The organism is Corynebacterium sp. c3Ub_189 (assembly GCF_039907195.1).
Classification (GTDB): domain Bacteria; phylum Actinomycetota; class Actinomycetes; order Mycobacteriales; family Mycobacteriaceae; genus Corynebacterium.
Genome location: NZ_JASBOF010000010.1, coordinates 42,972 through 64,605 on the forward strand (window position 1 = coordinate 42,972; position 21,634 = coordinate 64,605).

General features: G+C 50.4%; 16 protein-coding genes and 1 pseudogene. 13 read left to right on the forward strand and 4 right to left on the reverse strand.

From position 1 onward, the window contains the following. Positions 1-121: 121 nt before the first annotated feature. Entirely contained in the window at positions 122-898 is a 777-nt protein-coding gene (locus QKD99_RS06420; RefSeq protein ID WP_347951019.1) for a DUF6270 domain-containing protein, read from the forward strand. A 33-nt stretch (positions 899-931) separates the two neighbouring features. Here the strand turns inward: QKD99_RS06420 and QKD99_RS06425 are convergent, their stop codons facing one another. The 3 genes from QKD99_RS06425 to QKD99_RS06435 form a co-directional block, all read right to left on the reverse strand. Beyond that, the gene (locus QKD99_RS06425; protein ID WP_347951020.1) at positions 932-2,164 is read right to left on the reverse strand and encodes a hypothetical protein; all 1,233 of its coding nucleotides are present in this window, start codon (positions 2,162-2,164) and stop codon (positions 932-934) included. Positions 2,165-2,240: 76 nt separating this feature from the next. After that, complete coding sequence (locus QKD99_RS06430; protein WP_347951021.1) at positions 2,241-4,892, reverse strand: glycosyltransferase family 2 protein; 2,652 nt, start codon at positions 4,890-4,892, stop codon at positions 2,241-2,243. Beyond that, positions 4,885-5,160: a hypothetical protein gene (locus QKD99_RS06435; RefSeq protein ID WP_347951022.1), complete on the reverse strand. Its 276-nt coding sequence runs from the start codon at positions 5,158-5,160 to the stop codon at positions 4,885-4,887. Before QKD99_RS06435 ends, QKD99_RS06430 begins: the two co-directional genes overlap by 8 nt. Positions 5,161-5,340: 180 nt before the next feature. Here QKD99_RS06435 and QKD99_RS06440 point away from each other — a divergent pair, with 180 nt between their 5' ends. The 12 genes and pseudogenes from QKD99_RS06440 (at position 5,341) to QKD99_RS06495 (ending at position 19,727) form a co-directional block, all read left to right on the forward strand. Beyond that, positions 5,341-6,540 carry a glycosyltransferase gene (locus QKD99_RS06440; RefSeq protein WP_347951023.1) on the forward strand — a complete coding sequence of 400 codons (1,200 nt, stop codon included), beginning with the start codon at positions 5,341-5,343 and terminating at the stop codon, positions 6,538-6,540. A 168-nt stretch (positions 6,541-6,708) separates the two neighbouring features. Then, the gene (locus QKD99_RS06445) at positions 6,709-7,650 is read left to right on the forward strand and encodes an NAD-dependent epimerase/dehydratase family protein (RefSeq protein ID WP_347951024.1); all 942 of its coding nucleotides are present in this window, start codon (positions 6,709-6,711) and stop codon (positions 7,648-7,650) included. 82 nt (positions 7,651-7,732) lie between these two features. Next, positions 7,733-8,125, forward strand: a complete 393-nt coding sequence (locus QKD99_RS06450; protein WP_347951025.1) for a hypothetical protein — start codon at positions 7,733-7,735, stop codon at positions 8,123-8,125. After that, positions 8,125-10,308, forward strand: coding sequence for a glycosyltransferase family 2 protein (locus tag QKD99_RS06455; protein ID WP_347951026.1), 2,184 nt, complete (start codon positions 8,125-8,127; stop codon positions 10,306-10,308). Before QKD99_RS06450 ends, QKD99_RS06455 begins: the two co-directional genes overlap by 1 nt. A 2-nt stretch (positions 10,309-10,310) precedes the next feature. Continuing rightward, positions 10,311-10,988, forward strand: a complete 678-nt coding sequence (locus QKD99_RS06460) for a hypothetical protein (protein ID WP_347951027.1) — start codon at positions 10,311-10,313, stop codon at positions 10,986-10,988. Next, positions 10,975-12,060 (forward strand): glycosyltransferase, encoded by a 1,086-nt coding sequence (locus QKD99_RS06465; protein ID WP_347951028.1) that lies wholly within the window; start codon positions 10,975-10,977, stop codon positions 12,058-12,060. Before QKD99_RS06460 ends, QKD99_RS06465 begins: the two co-directional genes overlap by 14 nt. 100 nt (positions 12,061-12,160) lie before the next feature. Further along, positions 12,161-12,967 (forward strand): ATP-grasp fold amidoligase family protein, encoded by an 807-nt coding sequence (locus tag QKD99_RS06470; protein WP_347951029.1) that lies wholly within the window; start codon positions 12,161-12,163, stop codon positions 12,965-12,967. Positions 12,968-13,301: 334 nt separating this feature from the next. Next, positions 13,302-14,210, forward strand: coding sequence for a hypothetical protein (locus QKD99_RS06475; protein WP_347951030.1), 909 nt, complete (start codon positions 13,302-13,304; stop codon positions 14,208-14,210). A 128-nt stretch (positions 14,211-14,338) separates the two neighbouring features. Then, on the forward strand, positions 14,339-15,760 hold the full coding sequence (locus QKD99_RS06480) for an APC family permease (protein ID WP_347951031.1): 1,422 nt from the start codon (positions 14,339-14,341) through the stop codon (positions 15,758-15,760). Between the two features lie 86 nt (positions 15,761-15,846). After that, positions 15,847-16,755: a UTP--glucose-1-phosphate uridylyltransferase gene (locus tag QKD99_RS06485; RefSeq protein ID WP_347951032.1), complete on the forward strand. Its 909-nt coding sequence runs from the start codon at positions 15,847-15,849 to the stop codon at positions 16,753-16,755. 848 nt (positions 16,756-17,603) lie between these two features. Continuing rightward, a complete protein-coding gene (locus QKD99_RS06490) occupies positions 17,604-18,029 on the forward strand; it encodes a hypothetical protein (RefSeq protein ID WP_347951033.1) in 426 nt (141 codons plus the stop codon). A gap of 503 nt (positions 18,030-18,532) precedes the next feature. Then, positions 18,533-19,727 (forward strand): annotated as a pseudogene (locus QKD99_RS06495) (IS3 family transposase). A gap of 464 nt (positions 19,728-20,191) precedes the next feature. Here QKD99_RS06495 and aldA read toward each other — a convergent pair. Further along, positions 20,192-21,625: an aldehyde dehydrogenase gene (gene aldA / locus QKD99_RS06500; protein ID WP_347951034.1), complete on the reverse strand. Its 1,434-nt coding sequence runs from the start codon at positions 21,623-21,625 to the stop codon at positions 20,192-20,194. Positions 21,626-21,634 lie beyond the last annotated feature (9 nt).

The window sequence follows — 21,634 nt, forward strand, 5'->3', positions numbered from 1 at the left end:
GGTAACGAACTCCTGACCAAAACAACTTTCCTTACCATAGTACGAGTTAAGGCAACCAGTGCCTAGCAAAGCCATGCGCCGTAAAGCTATAGGTCTGTGTAAGTGTTATATGCTGGGCGGTATGCAAGATTCGGCAGAGGCTTTTGACCTGTCTAAAGAGGCGTGGAGAGTTTTTATATATGGTGGTTGTGTAAGCCGCGACACTGTAGCGTTCGCCGATCCCCGCGCCTATAGCCTTGCGAAATACGTTGCGAGAAACTCTTTGCTCTCGGTCGGGACAGATTCCCGCGTTAACTTACCGGAGTTAGTCCTTCCTAGTTCATTTCAGAAAAAAATGGTGAACTTTGATGCCTCCGGCGAGCTGTTGCAAGAGCTCAGGAAAATGCGCGGCGTGGATGTGTTTCTTTGGGATCTAAACATAGAACGTTCTGGTGTCTGGCAATTCGGTGACGGGACAATTGCTACGAACAGCGCAGAGCTTAAACGAGTCGAAGGAATAGCGCCGGTCCTAGAAGACGCGAGATTCATTGCCTTTGGCTCGGAAGAGCATTACACACGGTGGTGTGCAGCAGCGACTATGTTCATCGCGATTCTTCAGGAACTAGAACTCAAGGAACGACTCTTGGTGTTGGCTCCAGAGTGGGCTGTCAAGGATATCCACGATAAGAAGAATAAGAAAGTTGCTGGAAAATCAATTGAGTTCTACAACGACGTCTTTTCAAATTACCTGACCCATCTTGAAACCCTCGGCGTTAATGTTGTGCGCCTAGCAAATACGATCAGTGATCCGGATCATAAATGGGGTAGCGCTCCGTTTCATTATGAAAAGGGGCTGTACCGGGAACTCGATGAGGAAATCCGGAGTTTTGCCCGACAGAAGAATCCCTTCGACCGGTAAGTAGTGGATTCTGAAGGGGAGCCAGCGCATGTCCTAAGAGGATGTGGTCTGAAATCCGAAACCAGCTTCTAGATCAATTTCAGTTTCCTGGTCGTCCGATATATCCCACCTTGCCAAGCGTAGACGAAAACCGGTTACCGACGGTGGAAGGTTAAACTCTGAAACCGTGGTGGTTTGGTCGGGAGCGAGGGTTTCTACGTAGTGGAAGAAGGAGCCTAAGCTCGGTGACCAACTAAGTGAAACATCATTGGGTGCGAGTTGTTTGCCAGCTGAGTGGAAATCGAAAAGAAGCACAAGATCTTTGCGATTCAGAGCCGTGGTCGAGTGCAGTTTTATGTGACAAGATTTCGGCTGGTTGGTGAAAGAAAAATTTTCATCAATAAGGTTTTCCATTTTTCGTCTAGGCAACCGGGCCCGCTCAAAAGATGGTTTCACTCTGGAGCTGGAGAGTTCAATGTGAAGTCGGCTTTCTGAGGAGAAGCTTTGCCGGTCTTTTGAGACTATCTCATCAGCAATTCTTTCCAGTGATTTGTTGGTAAGTAGCTTGTCTGAGGGCTGAACCGCGAAGGACACTTGCTTCAGATCAACACTCAACGGGGCAGTTTCCAAAAACGGAGTCAGCATCACCTTCTCGTACTCAAAATCACTGCGGTTTGTAAAAATCCACAAGCGCTGTGAGTAGCTTTCTGGAACTAGTGTCGCGGCACAGTCTAAGTCTGACTCTTTAGGACCGAGTGATTCTACATAGTCGTCCCAGCCTCGGAGGTGGTGGCGCGTAAGACTGGGTTCTATGGCTATGATGCGAGCATTGTTGGCCGCTCCGTATTTAATCGCGGCGAAACCACTGGAGAGCTCACCAAAAATGAGCAGTTCGCTCTCGTTCCCAATTCGGCTCAGAATTGAGTTGATGTTTGATTCAAGGCTCGGGCAAAATTCTGTGGATTCAAACCAGGTATGGCTGAGGCCGGCATCTGCTAAAAGGTTAGGGTCCGATAAAAGCAGAACGTTGCACTCAAGACTCGAAAAAATGGAATCTTCCTGCCGGCCAGGAAGCCTGAAATAGCCCGCTGGCGCCGGCAAAAAGCGAACCAGAGTTTGCGAGGCTTCCCTATAATCCCAATGGACTCGAAGTGGAATTCCTTCTTCCATTTCCACTTGGATATCCCCGGTGTCTTTGGCGAAGTTCCAATTAGACAAGAAGTCCGAAACGGACCGGAAGGTGTGGCTCGGCTTTGTAGAAAATGTTCGTTGAAAAGTCTGGTTCATCGAGTTGGGAGTGCTGCATTAGTAGATCTGGCTGCGTCACGGACACGGTATGGATGGCACAGCCAGATCGGTTTACTTACTTTTTCAGCGCGCGGGCTTTGTCCATGATTCGTCGGACTTCAGGGTTCGAGTTCTCTGACAATCCGTAGATATTATTAATCTCCTCGATGAGCTCAATGCATTCATCGAGGTCATCGCTATCAACGTTTTCCAGTTTCTTTACATACCAATGCTCAAGGAACTGGGTGAAGCGGTCCTCCTGGTACGCACGAAGCAGGCCAACCTCCTCTAACCATTTAGCCCTATCCTTTTCTAGAGGGAGGTATTTCCGGTAATACTTCGGCGAAATTGCATTGACCGTAGAGGTGGAAATTTCGGCGTAGTAGATATGTGCTGCACGACTGGTGATTGCAACCTCTCTTGCGTAGTACAGCATTTGTTGGAAAAAGTAAGAATCCTGCCCAACTGCGCCCACTGGCTGTTCCAGATTGAGAGACTTCAACCAAGCAGTATCGGCTACAAGGGCCTGGATACTCATGGGTTTGAAGCCGAGCTTCTCAAGTAGATCGCCGTTTTTCCCGTCTAGTGCAGCGCTCTTCGCCATTGCCTTTTTGAGCTCTTTGGAATTATTGATGCGGTTACGCTTTCCTTTAAAGCGGACCATGTTTCCAATAGCGAAGTCGGCACCGGTGTCTTTCACTCGGTCCAGCAACCTAATATAGGTGTCATTAACCTGTTCGTTGTCTGGATCGAGATACGTCACATACGAAGTTTGGGTTAGCTCAAGTCCTTTGTTACGAGGACGCGAGGCGCTACCTGAGCCTCCAGGGGGGAACCTGAAAACCTCAACATTGGGCTTCGTCTTTTCCAAAAGGCTCAAAGCGGCCTGTGTTTTGGGGTCCGTAGAGCCGTCGTCGACAATAATTACCTTCGTTAGCTTGTTAATGCTGCTCCGGAAAATGGATTGGCAACATTTATGGATTAAGTGCTTGCCGTTATTGTAGGCGGGAACAATTACGGAAAGCTCAGCCTGCTGGGAGATCTCCTCTGCTTCATTGCTGCTGGTGAAACTTGACTTGATGGTCATTGACGTCTCTACAGTGGCATCGTTTACCGTTTCTCCGGCACTGATCCAGTAAGCCGTAGCTGGTTCTGAGATGCCATTGTTGTGGGTCGTAGGCTCGTAAGCTTCAACTTCGGAATCGAAAGCCGTGATATAGAGTGCATCCGGTGCTGAATAGCGATATGCGGCCACGGCATCATTGATGATGTCGGGGCCGAAAGTCTCGAGGCGATTGGCGAAGATAACTAGGTCACCGTATTCGGATCCCTTAATTTTCGAGGCCTCGCGTGAAGGAACGTAAGTGCACTCAAAATCAGATGCTTGTGACTCTTGGAACTGCTCGAATTCGGCTTGACTGTTTGCAACAACGAGAATCCGGTGGTCGTCCGCGGGGGTGCTAATGCCGACGGAATTTAAGATCTTGTCAACCCTGTCGAAGGCGGTGTCGTGAAGGAAAACTTCACGGATTCCTTCGACCTGGCAGTACCTGAGGTAGTCGTCGCTCAGGGTCTCGAGGAACTGTTGCGTGTCTAGCTCGGTATCCATGATCGCCACTGAGGGATACCGCGTATTAACGCCCGCGCTGTAGTTTGAAATCAGCAGTGTTCCCATTGCGAGAAGTTCAACGACGCGGTTAGCGAACATCGTCTGGCTACCCATAACAGAATTTAGATTAAATGCCAGAGGAAGAAGCTTCTGCAGACGGAGCAGCTGATCGTGGGGTAGCGGGCGGTGAAGATTAGCTACAAAGCGGTCGGGGAACATGTACTTTTCCAAATTCTTAAAAGAGTTTGGATCAAGATCCAAGTTCCTGTCGACAACATACAAAGGCAGTCCTGCGCAAAGTGCTCCGTCAAACATCTTCTCAGTACTTTCGGCACGAGAAGGGTACTTGTGGCTCATCCATGATCCGGCGAAAACCATCTCACGTCCCAAATGGCGCATGGAGCCTAGCGGGTTGTGGATTTTGTAATTTACTCCGAACCGCAATGGCTCAACAGGAATACCATCTGGAATATCTTTCCTGTACTTAGGAATAACCTCTTCGGCAGAGGTGAAAACGTGATCTGCAAGTCGGGCTATGCTTACAAAAGACTCATAGTTCGGTGGGTCTTCTTTGGAATAGAAGACCACAGGTATTCCTTGATCCTTCGCGAACGGGATGATTGTCTTTTCTAAGAGCTCGCGCTTTCCGGAGGTCTTGCGCGGTAGATTTACCCACTCTTCATTCAGTCCGCGCCAAGCAGATACGACTAAGAGGACGTCAGTCTGAGGAATGGCTTGGCGATAGTTTTCGGGGGTGATCGGGCTGAAATCAGCAGCTACTTCAAGTGATTCATAAAGAAAGCGATCGGCGATGATTCCGATCTTTGCTTCTCGCTTGGTGTTCCAATTTTGTGCGGTAGCTTTTGGTAACTTTTCTGCTTCCGCAAGTAGCTTCTGCATGGCGGAAGCGTTATTTTTTTCGAATTTTGCAAATTCACGAAGGTAGTCGTTGCGTTTAATGATCGGTTTGACCAACGGGCCTTCACCCGTCAGGTAATTGCGAAACATCGGGGTTTGGCTAGACTTGCCAAAGCTCGCGGCACGAACCTGGCCGGCATTAGCCTTTTTCTTTACCTTGCGCAGGCGCTTGTGCTCAGCTTGAATCTCTTCTTTACGCATTCTTTCCCTTCCCAAAGGGGAGTCCTTCTTTTAGCTTCCAGTAACGGCGTTGAAGCTTTAGCGCCTTTGTACTCTCCAGCGTTTCAACGCGTTGTTTGAGGAATGAAATCTCTTTCTGCTGTTTCTCGATCGTGTCGAGGAGTTTGCCGCTGCGGTCGGCTTCCGCGGCCAAGTCTTTGTAAGATGCCGACAGCTCAGTCGAGAGTGAATTGATGACTTCGAGAGCTCGTTTCGCGACATCGTCGTTAGTGAATGGAGTTTGATTCATAAACAGGTGCCCTTAGCCGTTGAAACGGTTAACCGAGGTGAAAGTTACAGGTTCAACATATCAGAGTGACGGCTACGGAAGACTGAAGTAAACTAAAACCTTATTGCGGAGTCGGGCTGTTTCAGCTTTGCCCGCCTTGCTTTTAAGCCATTTCGTTTATGCTCGCGACCTCATCACCTTGTGGAGGAAAGTTTGTCTGTACGGGAAACTCCAATAGTTGCTGTAACACGGTGCGGAATCGGTGTTTTTGATAAGAAATGGTGGTCGGCTCGTCTGAGGCTATTGAAAGCGATCACGGTACCAAGTTTATCTCGCTTTAAAGGGCAGAATTTCACTTGGTATATCGTTCTCGATAGTGCAATCCCTACCCAAGTTTATGAGGAGTTGCATTCGATCGTCTCGGACGCGGCTCAGGACTTTGTCCGATTCGTTTTCGTGGAAAGCAATACTCAAACCAGAGATGCAATCATGAATGCTGCGAAAGCCGCAGTACCCCCGTCGAAGAGGGTAGCTGTACTACGAATCGATGACGATGATGCTATCGCTTCCGATTTCTTCGATAATGTTTTTGATGAGATTGCGAAGGAGCCTGATCAGCCTGCCGTAGTTTCCATGGCTAAGGGATTTGCACTCAATGCTCCCGACCAAGAAGTAGGTAATCTGACCTATGCATCTCATCCGTGCAATACAGTCTTTTACGGGAAATTGACCGAGCTTGACAAGGTCATGTTCCAGAATCATGTCAAGTGGCTCTCGGTAGCAAAGCGCCTTGGATATAGGTCAGTTGCATCGGATGTTGGAAGCCCTCAGTTTCTGTACACCTATCACAAACAGGCTGATGGTTCGTATGAGAAGCGAGTGGGCGGCATTGATGCATGGAGAAAGATTTCTGCAGCAGATGTGGAACGGTTTGGGATTGACCTCGAAGCTCTGCGAGAGTGGGTGGATCTTCAAGCCTCCATGCCCGCAACTATCGGCCTGACTTGGCGCCGAGCTCAGGGCGAGCTGTGGAAGATGGAACAGCTTAAAGCTTCAATGAAGCAGCTGAAGCGGGAGATCGTGAAGACCAATTCTTCCATTTTTGATCCTGCTGTCCCGTTTCTTTATGTGTATCAGCCCATGCACAAAGCCAAGGTGAAGGCGGGGCGCATCAAATTTACCGGCCTGACGAACAAAGGAGCAACCGTCTCTCTTCACGTGACTGGAAAGAGTGGAATCTACCGAGAAATGGCGCGTGCGGAACTCAACTCGGACTCTGGAGATTTTGCGTTAACCGGAAAATTCAACGTTGGGGAATGGAACATTCGAATCATATCGGAATTTGATTCCGGAGAGGGAAAGCAGTGTAAGCAACTTGACTATAAGATATACGCGCGTTGATTAGAGCCACCGTGGGAAGGGCCTTCCCTTCGGGAGTTCAAAGCATTTGGAAGATTTGGATGCTTAATTCAAAACGGCGGTGTAGTCAAAGTCCTGTAGAGAGTACCGCGCGTAAGTGTATCCATGGCTGTTACCGTAAAGTAGCCTGTGAAGGAAAGGAAGTAGGTTATGAAGACCCTGGTGACCGGCGGCGCGGGTTTTATCGGCTCTCATCTCGTGGATTTGCTTGTAGAGAGCGGGCATGAGGTTGTTGTATTAGACAATTTTTCTCATGGTCGCATGGAAAACTTGGCCGCTGCGCAAGCGGCCGGAAAAGTTGTAGTCGTTGAAGATGACATTCGTACGGCAGACTTTTTTAAATTGTTCGAAGAACATAGGCCTGAAGTTGTCTTTTCTCTCGCAGCACAAATTGATGTGAGAAAGTCGGTTGAAGATCCTCTCGCGGACGCAGATTCTAATATATCCGCCATAATTAGAATGGCCTCGGCCGCCAAAGACTGCGGCGTGCGTCGTATTGTGCACACTTCGTCGGGAGGAGCTATCTACGGTGAGCCTGATTCCTTCCCAGTTTCAGAAAAGACTCCAGTAGCTCCAAAGTCCCCCTATGCGGTCTCCAAAGTAGCCGGTGAGCTATATCTGAAGTCCTTTAGCTATCTCTATGGTCTAGAAACAACATTCATTGCACCTGCAAATGTGTATGGGCCAAGGCAGGATCCGCATGGAGAGGCTGGAGTTGTAGCTATTTTTTCCCAAAAGCTCTTGGAAGGTGCAGAAACATTCGCGTTTGGTAGGGGAGATAACACTAGGGATTACGTCTATGTAAAGGATGTCGCCCGGGCCTTCATCCTTGCAGCACACCAAGGTGTTGACGGAACGCGGTACAACATTGGCACTGGGCGTGAAACTTCCGATTTAGCCTTGCACAAACTCATTGCTGCTGAATCTGGGGCAGAAGCTGAACCCACTATGCTTCCGGCTCGCCTAGGTGACTTACCTAGGTCATCATTGGACTCGAGCTTGGCCTGCGCGGAGTTAGGGTGGAAGCCAAACTATGAACTTGAGCAGGGATTGACTGAAACCGTTTCGTATTTCCGAGAACTGCGTGGTTAGACCCAAGATAGAGTCTTTTCTAGCAGTTCTACCATGCTTGCCTAGACAGCGACTTACATTCTAAAAGGATATACTTTTCCCTATGCAAAATCGGCCAAATGTCATTTTCCCGAGCGAGTTTAAGGAGTTCTCGCTGGCTTTATCAGGACCTTTTGAGTATCAATACCGAGATTTCGTCGCTACCTTTACTTTCTTCGATGCTGAAGGAAAGATATTAAGCCCAGAAGAAGTCAGTGCGACTTGGTCTCCAAAACTAGGGAGCAGCTTTCGTTATTTGAAGCCGGATGAAGCGGGTACGCAGTCCACGATAATCAAGCCAATCACCCTAAATACTCCAGCGGTTTCTGCATACGTGAAGGTCTCTCCTTGGAAGAAAAAGGATAGGAACCTGGCACAAAAAATTCAGGAGTCGCTGTTTGTGGCCGTGAAGGATGATGAATTGGGATTGACCTGGACCAGAAGGATTAAGAACTAATGAGCGTATCGGTAGTACTAAATTCACTGCCCTCGGATAGGGAATCGTGGCGTCCTTTTATTGAGCATTTGCGCGGGATCCCGGAAATAACAGAGTGTAAGCTTTCTCTTCCTGCAGCCGGCTTGGCAGAAAATGAAGAGGAACTGGATGAGCTATTCGCACTTCGGGACGAGTTTTTCACGGTTTGGCAACCAGTTGAGGAATATAACGTAGCCCAACGCCTTAACTTGATTGCCGCGGAGGCTGCAGAAGAAACACTTCTTTTCCTGGAAAAGCCATTTTGGTTGAGGATACCGACTGGCTCAGAATCAACTTGGTATCAGCTTCGTAGAGAGCGAGGTATCAGACCTATAAGCCGCTATGTAGCGAATCGCAATTCCGAACAAGTTGGCCCAGAACTCGCTTCGGCTCTTCCATTTTCTAGCGAGCGACTAGGCCAGGCGTTTCTCATACAGAAGAAGCATTTCTTGGAAATGCGTGGCTATGATGAAAATGAGCAGTTCTGTGACGCCTTGGGCTTCGATTTCTTTCTTCGCCAAAAGCGGGGTGGCTTTGACTTTGAAAAGCCGGCTCAAGACATTGCAACGATCGTGCCACGGGATGAGCTCCGAGAAGACACAGCGTCAGAAGCACAGGCCAAAAGCATAGCGCTGGCAAACCATACTCTTTACCGGAATCTCGAAGAATGGTCAGTACCAAGGGAGCTTAGAGAGCCACTCATTACAGTGGCGATTGCAACCAAGGACCGACAGGAAATGCTGGTAGAAAGCATCAATTCGGTTCGGTACCAGAGCTTTCAAGAATTTGAAATCGTGGTTGTCGATGATGGCTCCGAGGACCAGAACAACGTAAAGAATTTGGTAGAGGAACTGGGGGATCCTCGAATCAAGTTCGTCGCTCATGCAGAAAGCCTAGGGGTTGCCGCCGCTAGGAATACAGCGGCACAGCACTCCGACTGCTTGTTAACGGCAGTTCATGATGATGACGATCTAATGCTCCCAGATAGGTTGTTAGATGGCATTGCTCCATTGAGCGACACGGTAGATGCCACGTATGGTAGTTGGATAAATTTTGACGACGCTACTGGTGAACTGCGTGGATTTCTTACCCGCACCGGATTTAACGAGAAGATGATTGCTTTTAATGGTGCCGGTCCGGGGCACAGCACGTGGACGGTTCCAACATGGCTGATTAAGCAATTCGGCTATGATGAGCGGCTGACTTCATCGGTAGACCATGAGCTCGCTTCTCGTTTAATGAACTCTGGCGTGCGCTGGCTTCACGTCCAGAAGTTTATGTATTTGCGTCGTGTGCACGATCTTCAAATCACCGCACAAGATACGGATAACCAGAAGGCCGGTCATACCCTTTCAAAACTGGCCAATCGGTTCCTAACCTCTCGGCGTGGATATGAACAGATGGCGGCTCAGGGTAAAGGTAATAAGTATCCCTCGACCCCGGGCACGGGTAACCTGCATGCCAATTTCGGCGGTTACCTTCCTGATCACCTCGTTAAACGGGATCTTGTCTTCACCGGCAACACGGTTACTAAGTCCCGTGCCGCTGATATGCCAGACCGAGTCACTACGATTCTTACTGGACGAGATTTGCAAACCGGAAAGGCTCTTTTCGAAGAGGCAAGGCTTGAAGATGTCTCTCAGGGAGATTTGGTTCAACTGAGGGAAATAGGCGTTAAGAATTTTGTAGTTAAGCCGTCAATGGTTCTGTCTGAAGAAGATGAAGTTGAAGGGTTAATTTCCCCAGAAGATTTCGAGATGATGGAACGTGAAGTAGCGGCTCGGGTCCGCAAGGCCGCGTTGGGGCGCCTCGTCCACTTAACAAAGCAGTCCAAGCAGATGGACAATAAGTTGCACTATGTGGTTATTTACCTCGATGAAGAAGCATGGATTTCTGAGGACGAGCTGCAAGCTGAAAATCAGAAGCTGTTGAGGCGTGTTATCGGCACTGGTGAATTCGGCTTTAGCACGACCATGTATTTGGTCGGTTATGGAACATCCCGTGAAGCAGTCCAAGCGCTCGGAGAATTTACGGATCGATTTAATCAAGCGGAAATTCTTCTGCTGAATGAGGATCCAAAGGAATTCCTCCCGTCTTTCCAAGCAGCACGTGAGCAGGAAGCGGTGGCTGCTTCCATTGATGATTCCGGATTGGCAGGTATGTAGCGGTGAAATTTGATTACGAGAATCAACTCAACGGCAAATTCTGCCTTCGTCAAGAAGCTGATGATGCTACAGATGTCTTGAGCTTTCCACGGGAGCTTCGTGCAGATATCACTTTGTTGAACGTGCAACCGTTGAATGCATTGCTAGCAGGTAGCCTCCTTTTTGGAGCGCTTGACAGCGGGCAATTTATTTCGTCGCCCGAGGCTTCCCTCGAGCTTGATCGCACTTTCCGACGCCTCTTTGGCGAGTATTCCCCGCACCTCCACGTGAATCCCCTGAAGCAAGCAGAACCAGAGGATCATACACAGCTGATCCTTGCGGACTACCGTAGTGAGGCAACACCTGCTCAACCAGAAGGCAAAGGCCGAAACGTACTTATTCAAACTCGAGACAGCGCAAAATGGACTGGAAAGCTCTTTTCCCTAGACCGGGTCGAATTCGCAGTCAATAAGTCGGTGTTCGCGGACAGTCGGCACAGTAGTGAACTTAGGTTCAATGTTGCGCTGGGACTGCTACTAGCAGGCGACTGGAGGTCTTCTTCCATTGTCGTGGAGGACAGCATTGGCGAAGGCGAACAGAGCAAGAAAGAACTAGCTGAGCTTTGCGCTGCAATCGGAATACAGCTCAATGTAGTAACCAGCGAGATCTTGGAAGGAATGCTAAACGATGTCCAAGCGTAAGATTTTGATGCCGGTTCGAACTGTCGCCGAGTGGGGCGGCGTTCACGAGTGGACCGTTGATGCAGCCTCTGCGTTGGTGAAGCAAGGCCATGAAGTTACTTTCGTCGGCAGCGGCGTTGTGTTCAAAGAGCGCGCGGAAGCAACAGGCGCCTCATTTAAGGTTGTCAACTGGAAAAAGGGCTGGAAAAAGGTCGCGCAGCAAGTAGGGGAGGAAGGGAATTTTGATCTGATTTTCTCCCATGCCCCGGCGGCACGGCAATTCGGACTCGTAGCCAACGAGATTGCACAAGAGGAGCATGTTGTCATGATTCATGGTGCATACCATGACTTCATGTACGAGTGGTCCGACCAGGTAGATGCTTTCGTTGCTGCAAGCCCTTCGCTGGTGCATTTCGTCCAAAGGTTTGGGCGAGTAGCACCGTGGAAGGTGTCGAATCTTCCCAATGCAGCGCCAGATGAAGTATTCGATTTACCGCTTCTGAGTCACGATGAAAAGCTTAAGGATGGCGTAGGCCATATCGTGACTGCTTCTCGTCTTTCCAAAGACAAGACCCCACAGATCGATTCGGTAGAGGAAGCTGTCCGTGCTCTAAGTGAATTGTACCCGGACATTAAATGGCAGATTGATGTTTGTGGCGATGGCCCTCTTCGAGAATATTTCGATCGACGCTATCGAATGCTCTCCCGTGAGCTGAAAAACGTCTCACATGTCATGCACGGTTGGGTCCTTCCACAGGACGTCCCACAGATGATGAATAAAGCATTTCTCACCGTCACTGCAGGAATGGCGGGCATGCGAGCGCTTGCCTCTGGCTCCCTTTGCCTGGGTACTGGTGCACGTGCAACTGTTGGCATTCAGACCGGAAAGAACCTGCGAGCGGGTATTTGGAGTAACTTTGGAGACCATGGTGTCTTTCGGTTTTCACCAATCAGTGTTGGAGCACAGCTCGAACGGCTTTCGGACCCTCGTGCATATGATGAAGCTGTTTCGACCGCGCGGTCAGTAGTTAAGCTTGGAAATTCCCAAACTGTGGTTAACGGGCTCATGCTCGCGGCTTTGCAATGTGGATAGTCTATAGGAGCAGCCGTAGGATTAAGACCTATTGTGGGATTAGTTCATGACTGGCCTAGACTAGCAGACCAATAAAAGGAAGAATGGAGAAAAGAGCAGAATGGTAACTTGGGTTGAGAAAGTCGAACAGCGTCTAAAGCATACAGAGAAGAACGTACCGTGGTGGGTTAACGACAAGGCAAAACTCCACAATTTTGCCGAGGAACATGGGATTCCGATGCCGGAGGTATTTCGGTACTGGGATGAGCCATCCCAACTTGAAACACTAGAGGATCTTCCATCGCGGTTCGTCCTTAAACCAACAGTGATGCATTCTAATTGGGGTGTTCAGCTATTAGAACGTAAAGAGCCCGGCAAATACTACGATTCCCTAAACTCTGCGACATACGGACTAGATGGAATTCGCAAGGTTCAGGAAAACGCGTATTCTAAATGCAACTACAAGGGGCAGTACAAGTTAATGGCTGAAGAATTTGTACAAAGCCCCGACGAAGCTAAGCCTGTTCCATTCGACTACAAAGTCTATTGCTTTTATGACACCCCGATGTTGGTTCAGCAAGTCGATCGTAACGGCTCGAAGGATAAGCATTTCTTCTTTGATGGTGAGTTTAACCCGCTACCATCGGAGGGATATGTTGAAAGCGATTGGCGGCATGTTGAGCTGGGAGAGCCTGTAATCCCCCATGATCCAGCAGCATTGCTCGAAGCAGCTGTAAGGACAACGGTGGCCTTGAATACTCCGTTCATGCGGGTAGATATGTTCCATGGGAAGAACGGCACTGTAATCGGAGAACTTACCCCAGCACCAGGCCCTCTTTATTATAAGAAGATTATGTGGCTCTCTGATAGCTTCGATGAAGAATTGGGTCGAGCTTGGGAATTAGCCGAGCAGAAGGTTTCTAATTGATTTATGGATGTAGCTTGACCGGGCTGATTAGAAAACACCGAGCTTAAGGAATATTTTGCTTTACTACCCAAATCGTGTTTCGCTCTCTGAAGACTCTAACTTTAGACGTGTTCCGCCGAGGAAGCCACAAGATCGTCAAGAGAACTACCTCGAAATGTTCGATTTTGACACCGTCTTTTCTGATCTTTTTGTGAGGGACGGACGCTTATGGATGGTTGGTCCACCTTTTGCGAATTTAGAACCCGAGCTGAGGAGTTCGACCTTCAGGTGGAACAAGCTGGATGTATCATCTGACGTCGTTTTCGAGAATCTGAATAGAATGTCTCGGGCCTCAGTGCCAGTAGACGCTTCTAATGGGCTTCTAGAGATTGATGGGCCGTTGGGGTCATGGAAAGTCGAAGTTGATGAACTCTGGGACGGTTTGTTCCGTGGTTCGAACTTGTTAGTGACGCAACAAAAGAATAACCGCCTTGAATGGATTGCGTATTGGGCTTTTTACAATGCGCAGGTTAACGGCGTAGATTCAGTAGTTTGTTATGACAATAGCAGTGAGAGCTATACGGCGGAGAAGATTGATCAGATTCTGGCAAGGATTCCGGGGATCCAAAATCATGTGGTGGTGAAGTGGGATACTCCTTTCGGCGCTACAGGTGGCCCTAATAACGTGTGGGACTCCGATTTTGGGCAACATATCTCATGGGAGCACGCAAGGAGAGCGTTCGCTGCCAGTGCAGCATCGTGTTGTGTTATTGACATTGATGAACTTCCGTTCTGCATTGACGGATCACCATTGGCAGAGAAGCTCGCAAACTCTGAAAAGGCGGCAATGTTTTTCAATCGTCAGCCCATTCGTCAATTCCCCAATAGGAAGGACGAATTGGGACTGTCACCTAGAACGCATGCGGATTTTTCCTTGGGAGAGACGAGAGGTGCGTGGCTCGCGCCAAAATATATTTATGCGCCAGCGAGGTTGCCGGATCAAGCTCAACTCCTAGTTCACGTGATTCGAGATCTGGGAGTTCAAAATGAATCCGAGAAAGAAGTACGTGCGGGGCATTTTGACTCAATCCGGATTCGGTGGCGGAGAGGTGAAAGACGGCCAGTTGGAAATTTCGAGAGTGAAGACCAGATAAAAGAGCCGGTTGAAACGGTTTCTGTCTTAGACGACAATTTCAATAGATTGGTTCCACAGTGGGAAGCACTTGAAGAAAGCCTGAAACCTTTTTTCAAACAACAAGAGTAAGCACCGAGCATGCCTAAGGTGGTATACGCCTGGAGGTACTAGCTCGACAAAGGAAAACGTATTGACACTTTTGGACAGTTAGGACCTCGATTTCTAAAGATTTAGAACTTTTAAGAGTGCGAGACGAAATGACTAGATTGGGAACGGGCAGACGACCAAGATTGCAGCGGAAATATAAGCCAAGTTGGATCTTTGCGTTGGCCCTGGGGGCGGCAATTGGTTGGGGAGCATTTGTTCTTCCGTTTGATTGGATGATGAGTGCTGGTCTATCAGGAACTTTGCTCGGGTTCGTCATTGGCGGGGTTATCATTACGATAATTGCGATCAACTATGGTTTGGCAATTAGAGCTATGCCCGTCACTGGAGGAGCAATCAATTTTGCTAAGACTTCCCTTGGAGACCGGCATTCCTTTGTAGTGGGGTGGTCCCTAGCTCTGGGATATTCTTGCATTGTTGCTCTTAATGCTTCCGCTGTCACACTAGTCTTTAGATCTACATTTCCGTCGTTTGTTATGCGGCTTCCGCTTTATAGCGTTGCGGAGTGGACCATTTATCTCCCCGAAGTGCTCATAGCATCCGCATTTATTGGTCTTTTCGCGTGGATTAACATTTCTGACACAGAGTTGTCCGGTAGGTTTCAGTTTTACGCAGTCCTAATCATGTTGGTTGCGGTTTTGGCGGTTTCAGCAGTTATAGGATTCTACTACTTTAGGGAAAATCCCGAGCTAGCCCCCAGATTTCCAGAAAGCCGTTCTCCATTTTCTGCGGTGCTTGTTATTTTGGCCTTCGCCCCGTGGGCATATGTCGGCTTTGACTCGATTCCCCAATTGGCCGGGGAGTTCAATTTCTCTCCTAAAAAGGCGATGGCACTTTTGGTGAGCGGAACAGCAGCAGCCTCTGGAATCTATAGCCTGATGATGATTACCACCACAATTGCGGTAGGAACTAAACACGAATTGTATGCAAAGTTCGCATGGCCAACAGCCACCGCAATAGGCGATATTATGGGGTGGCCGGGGCTTCTTCTTCTGGTCCTTGCGGTTAGCGCCGGTGTTCTCACTGGCCTAAATGGATTTTATACAGCCGCTAGTAGGGTAATTTTTTCCCTTGGGCAAAGCAAGATGTTGCCTGAGTGGCTTGGACGACTGGACTCTAAGAAGGGCACTCCAAAAAATGCAGTTTTGGTCGTTATGGCCCTGTGCCTTTTAACACCTTGGTTTGGACGATCTGCGCTTACATGGATCGTTGATATGTCAAGTGCTGGAGTTACAGTTGCGTATTTTTACACTTCTTACTTTGTGTGGAAGGTTGGCAAAGATGGACTGACCCAGAGTACTGGGGAGCCTGTCGAACCTAATCTTGTTTGGAAGCTCTTCGGGCTCGGGGGATGCCTTATTTCAGTCGGGTTTTTGTTGCTATTGTTCGTGCCTGGTTCTCCTGGTGCCTTGAGCATTCCTTCCCTTATAGCGCTGATCGTTTGGGTAGTAGCCGGAGTTGTAGTGAGAAACAAAATGACACGCAAAAATCGATCAAAGGCCTACTTCAAGTAGATTATTTAATTCCTTTCTGAGTTGCTCCGGTACTGAAATTGCGTCAGTTGCACGTGGACAAGAGCAAATCGATTAATGTAGAACTTATGCAGAATTATCTTTCATCTGTTCGTACCGTTGTTGTCCCCGCAGCCGGCATGGGTACCCGTTTTCTGCCTGCCACAAAGACAGTTCCAAAAGAACTTCTTCCCGTGGTTGACACCCCTGGTATCGAGATAATCGCGGAAGAAGCTGCGGCAGCGGGGGCATCGAGGCTGGCCATTGTGACGTCGCCAAGCAAAGACGAAGTCATGCGCCACTTTGATGAGTTCCCAGATCTCGTGGAGCTTCTCCGTGCCCGTGGCAAGGACGAGCAGGCAGCGAAGGTTGAGCGTGCCGCGGAGATCATTCATCCAGTTGCCGTAACCCAAGACAAGCCCTTGGGATTGGGACATGCAGTGGGGCTGGCCGAGTCCGTATTGGATGACGATGAAGACTACTTTGCAGTCATGCTTCCGGACGACGTCATTGAGCCGACTGCTGCCATGAGTGAGATGATTCGGGTACGCCAGGAGCAAGGCGGTTCCGTGTTGTTGGCGGTGGAAGTAGATCCCGCACACGTCTCAAGCTATGGCGTATTCGATATTGAAGCTACTGGCGACGCCCGTGTAAAGAAGGTCGTAGGCATGGTAGAAAAGCCCGCGGTTGAGGATGCGCCGTCGAATTTGGTGGCTACGGGCCGCTACCTATTGGATCGCGCGATTTTCGACGCCCTTCGCCGCATCGAGCCAGGCAAGGGCGGGGAGCTACAGCTTACCGACGCCATCGATCTGCTCATCTCCGAAGGCCACCCCGTCCACGTCGTCGTCCACGATGGCATCCGCCACGACCTTGGCAATCCCTCTGGCTTCATTCCAGCTAGCGTCGAGTTCGGCCTCCGCCACCCGACGTACGGACCGGCACTGTTCCATGACTTGGAAGCAATTATGGAAAAGTACCGGCCGGAGTTGGGGTAGACATTAGTGATCGGATCACTGAACCGTTAGGGCTGCAGCACACCTAATTGGATTTCTTATCTCGCCTGACACGCGCAGGGATGGTCCGCGAGGTTCTGCGCAAAAGATGAGTTGTCTGGAGCGAAACTTGACGCCGGAGAAGAAAAGCGTCGGCCGCAACCTCAACCTTGCCCATGAAGTAGCGCGAATGGGGTTTCTCTAGGGGCTTCAGTGAAGGGGCGGAAATGTGGGCAATCTCGGATTCAGGATTGGGATAGAGGGTTTGGGGGAGGCGTCGCTAAGCGCCCGCTCCTTTTATGCCCCGGCCCCAACGAGCGCCCGCGGCGCGGCTCATGCTTGGCTGAGGCTGCGGAGTTTCGATTCGCCGGCGTTGGTTTTCTCTACGGACCAGAATCTCTCCGGACGCAGGGCGGCTGCCTTGTGGAATGGCGGTGCGCCGGTGCGGATGAGGGGGGGTGATGCGGGAGGCAGTGCTAAGCGACGTGCGGCAGGCAGGCCACATCGTGCACCAATGCGCGGGCGAGTGGGGCGCAGACTGCAGCTCAAAAGTACTGGGGCGTTGTGGGCGGGGTGGAAAGGGGCGTCGGCAAGCGAGGATGTGGCAGAGTACTCGATGGTGGGCAGAGTGAAGGCGGGGCGTCTGCGCGGCGCGGATGCTGCGGAAGTCGGATACGCTAAAGGCCTTAAGGGCGCAAGACCACAGGCGCGACAAATGTTTGGGCCTATAAGTTTCTCCGTGGCCGGTGTGCTTTCTGCAGACGTATTTTGTTTAGTCTCATGTCTTACTCAGCGGGCGCTGGTAGCGTCTTATTGCATACCGCCACCAGCAGCACAGGAGGCCATATTCTATGGACGCGGATATTACCGAGCTGCTCGTATACGTCGGGCTAGTGCTTGTCGCGGTGCTCTTCTGGACCTACTACATCCTGGACGTGCGGAGGAATCCCCGATCGGAAGAGTGGTATGACGAAAGCGCCTGGGAGGGTGCAGCAAGTGATGGTGTCCTCTTCTATTATCCTTACTGCTCGCTGATTATGGGTGTTGGCGGTGTCGTAGGGTTGGTCGAAAGCATGAACCCTCCTGAGTTTGTCGACTCAGTGCTGCGGGTTGTGTTCGTGGCAGCTGTCTTTATCGGAGCTGTCGGGATGACGGGTGGTTTCGGGATCCCGCTTCCGTGGCCTTTTGTTCCGCGTTGGGTCGTTGACATTCGCAAAGCAAAACGTGCTCGAAGGCGCGAGCGTAGGGAAGCTAGGAGGAGGGGAGAGGGAGAGTAGGGCTGGGGGTTTCCGCAGTCTCCGAGCCCGGATCCCTGATACCCGAGGCGTGCTACATGGCCTGAAGCTGATCATAGGAATCCGGGGAGGCTGCGTCTGGGTCATCAATCAGTGTCGCGGTTCCAGCGTCAACAAGCAGCTTGATCTTGTCGTGAGTCAGTAGTTACGCTCCATCTTCGCAAGCAGGTTCGATGTCCCCACACTAACCATCAGACACTCTCTTTTGTATGTGTTACTTCAAACCTGGTGGAAGGGAGGAGCTCTTTACTTGGTCAATTCCGGGGCCTCAGGTGAAACCCAGCGGAAGACCACGTTCCTAACTTAGTCAGGCGCATGCTTGAAACCGGTTTGTCGAACCGAGTGCGAATATTGGATACTAACGAAAATGCGCCCAATGCGGAAGGTTGTATTTGTACGCTGTCCACGAACTCGGACCTGACCCCTGTTTGGTAGACACCTGATATCCAGCCCGGTTGGGTTGGGAAGAAAGGTAATCTACCACCATGCCTAGGTACTCCGAACAGTTCAAACGTGATGCTGTGGCCCTCTACGAAAACAATGAGGACCTCTCACTTCACGCGGCTTCAGCAGAGCTTGGAGTCAATCGCTCCTCACTTTATTCCTGGCTTAATCAGTACGGCACCGGCAAGCGTGCCCGCACGAAGACCGTGCGTGACAAGGCGAAGGCGACGACTGATTCTGAACGGATCCGCCAGTGAGACAAAAGAAAACGCGAAGCTGCGCGAAGAACGCGACATCCTGCGCAAGGCCGCGAAATATTTTGCTTAAAGGGACACGCTGGTAATCCGCTTCCAGTTTGTCTATGACCATCGAACCGAGTACTCGGTCAAGCGGATGTGCCACGTGTTAAAGCTCAATCGCTCCTCGTTCTACAAATGGGTCAACACTTGCGAAGAGCGCAGGTTAAAGATGTGTTCTGATGCTCTTATTGGTGCACGAATCAAGACCGTCTTCGATGATGGGCATGGGCTTTATGGTGCTAAACGCATCGCTGCAAGCCTCAACGACGATACGGACTTCGGCCCGATCAACCATAAGAAGGTCGCACGCATCATGAAATCCATGGGGCTGAAAGGCTTTAGTAAACGGCGTTGATGTATTACCACTAGGCGTAAGCCTGGCCACCGAGTCATGCCCGATTTAGTAGGCCGTAGATTCACCGCGGACAGACCGAACCACGTCTACGTAGGCGATATTACGTACCTGCCGTGTAAGGGCGGCAAGAACATGTACCTAGCCACGGTCATTGACGTCTACTCGCGCAAACTCGTCGGTCATGCACTAGCCGATCACATGCGGGTATCACTGGTTATCGAAGCTTTGTCTCATGCCAGAAGAGTCCGCGGAAGCCTTAACGGGGCAATTTTCCATTCCGATCACGGCAGTGTGTACACCTCACAGGCATTTAGGGACCACTGCGCCCAGTTTGGTGTGTGCCAATCCATGGGAGCAGTGGGTACGAGTGCCGATAATGCCCTGGCGGAATCATTTAACGCCACGTTAAAGCGTGAAGTTCTGCGTGATCGGAAAGTCTTTGGCAATCCCATCATCTGCCGCCAAGAAGTCTTCCGGTGGTGCATGCGCTATAACACGCGCAGACGACACTCCTGGTGCAACCTTCTTTCCCTCGATGACTTCGAAGCGCTCACATCGGCTACACTGACCCAAGCAGCATAGCTAACGCCCGACGTGTCTACTTTCCGGGGGTCAGGCCCACCACCACAACACCAAACCCACAGGCCACAATGTCAAGGGTGACCTTCATCACCTAGCCGTGAGTCAAGTCAGGACTGCCAGACAGGGGCGGAGCCGCATCGCACGTAAGTTGTCTCAACAATGGCCACCGAATCCATGTCGGAGACTTCGACATGCGCAAGGTCTCCGGCCCAGAAGGTCCAGATGACTAAAATACTCGGCCGGTTAAGTACCAACTACGTAGAACACAGGTATTAAAATCCGCATCTGGCACTCATGGGGTGGAACGCGGTAACTTGCCGCCGTGCTGACCATTCCTAAACTGACAGCGACACTGCTCTCTAGTAGGAGAACCCTTGCTCCACTTCGCCAACTCTCTTGCCTACGACGCGCTGGTGAAGGACCGAGGGGGAGCGGTCCGAACTGCTGGCAGAAGCGTAGGGGTCCTACAACTTCGATTCAGTGTAGACAACGTGAGTTTCCACGTATTCTAGGAGGCCATGCTTGCCATCCGCTCCGCCGATTCCGGAATTTCTACGGCCCGCATGGAATCCTTGCATCGCTTCGAAATTCTCGCGGTTAATATACGTTTCTCCGTACTGTAGCTCTCGCGACGCTTTCATTGCGTGATGCAGGTTTTCGGTATAAATCGAGGAAGTTAATCCGTAGTCGGATGTGTTGGCGAATTCCAATGCTTCATCGAGGTCGTCTACGACGACAATTGGCAGTACCGGACCAAATACTTCCTGCCGAGTAATCGCACTTCCTTTCTTGACGTTGTCAAGAATCGTTGGTTTGAAGAAGTAACCTTCGGGGAGTGTCTGATCGCGTTCGCCGCCGCAGAGAACATCGGCGCCTTCCTGAACTGCTTCTTCGACGAATTTTTCAACCCTAGAAAGCGCAGCTGAGTTAATTAGTGGGCCCATGTCAAGATCAGCATCTGTACTGGTGTCGCCGTACTTCGTGGAATTGAATTTATCCACCAACTTCGAGACGAATTCCTTGTGCACGTCCTTTTGGACTAGGACGACTTCAGCGCAGTTACACACTTGACCGGTATTGATGACCCGCGAATTCCAGATCGCGTCTGCTGCTAGATCCAAATCAGCGTCCTCGAGAACAATTGCAGGAGCTTTTCCGCCTAATTCGAGGTTTACTCGAGTGAGATTCTCCGCGGCAGCCGCCATGATCTTTTTGCCGGTATTGACAGATCCTGTCATCGAAATCAGATTCACATCTGGAGATGATGTGATCGCAGCGCCTACAGTTGCACCAGTCCCAAAAACCATGTTGAAGACACCAGCTGGTAATCCTGCTTCTTCAACGAGCGCACAGAATGCAGCTGCGTTGAGCGGAGTCTCTTCACTTGGCTTCATCACAATCGTATTTCCGGTGAGCAATGCGGGGGCAAGCTTTCTTACAATCAAAAAGAACGGGAAGTTCCAAGGAAGGATTGCTCCTACTACGCCAACGGGTTTATACGTCAAAGTAATGACCTCGTTGGGCCGATCTGATGGCAGTACTTCGCCCTCCAACTGACGCGCGAAGCCCGCCATGTAGTCAAGGTAGTCGGCCGAAAAACCGACCTCGGTAGCTGCAAGGCTCTGTGTCTTACCTTGTTCCTCAACGAGGTACTGGGCAAGTGATTCCGAGTCTCTACGGATCAGTGACGCAAGCTTAACTAGAAATCCGGCACGATCAATCATGGTGCGCTTCGCCCAGTCCGGCTGCGCCTGCTTTGCAGCTTTAATCGCAAGGGAGACTACGTGTTCTTCGGAATCTGGGACTTCACCGAGAAGCACTCCATTGGAAGGGTTGTGAACAGGGATCTGGTTTTCGACATAGAAGAACTCTCCACCGATGTAGTTTTGGATGCTCATTATGGCTCT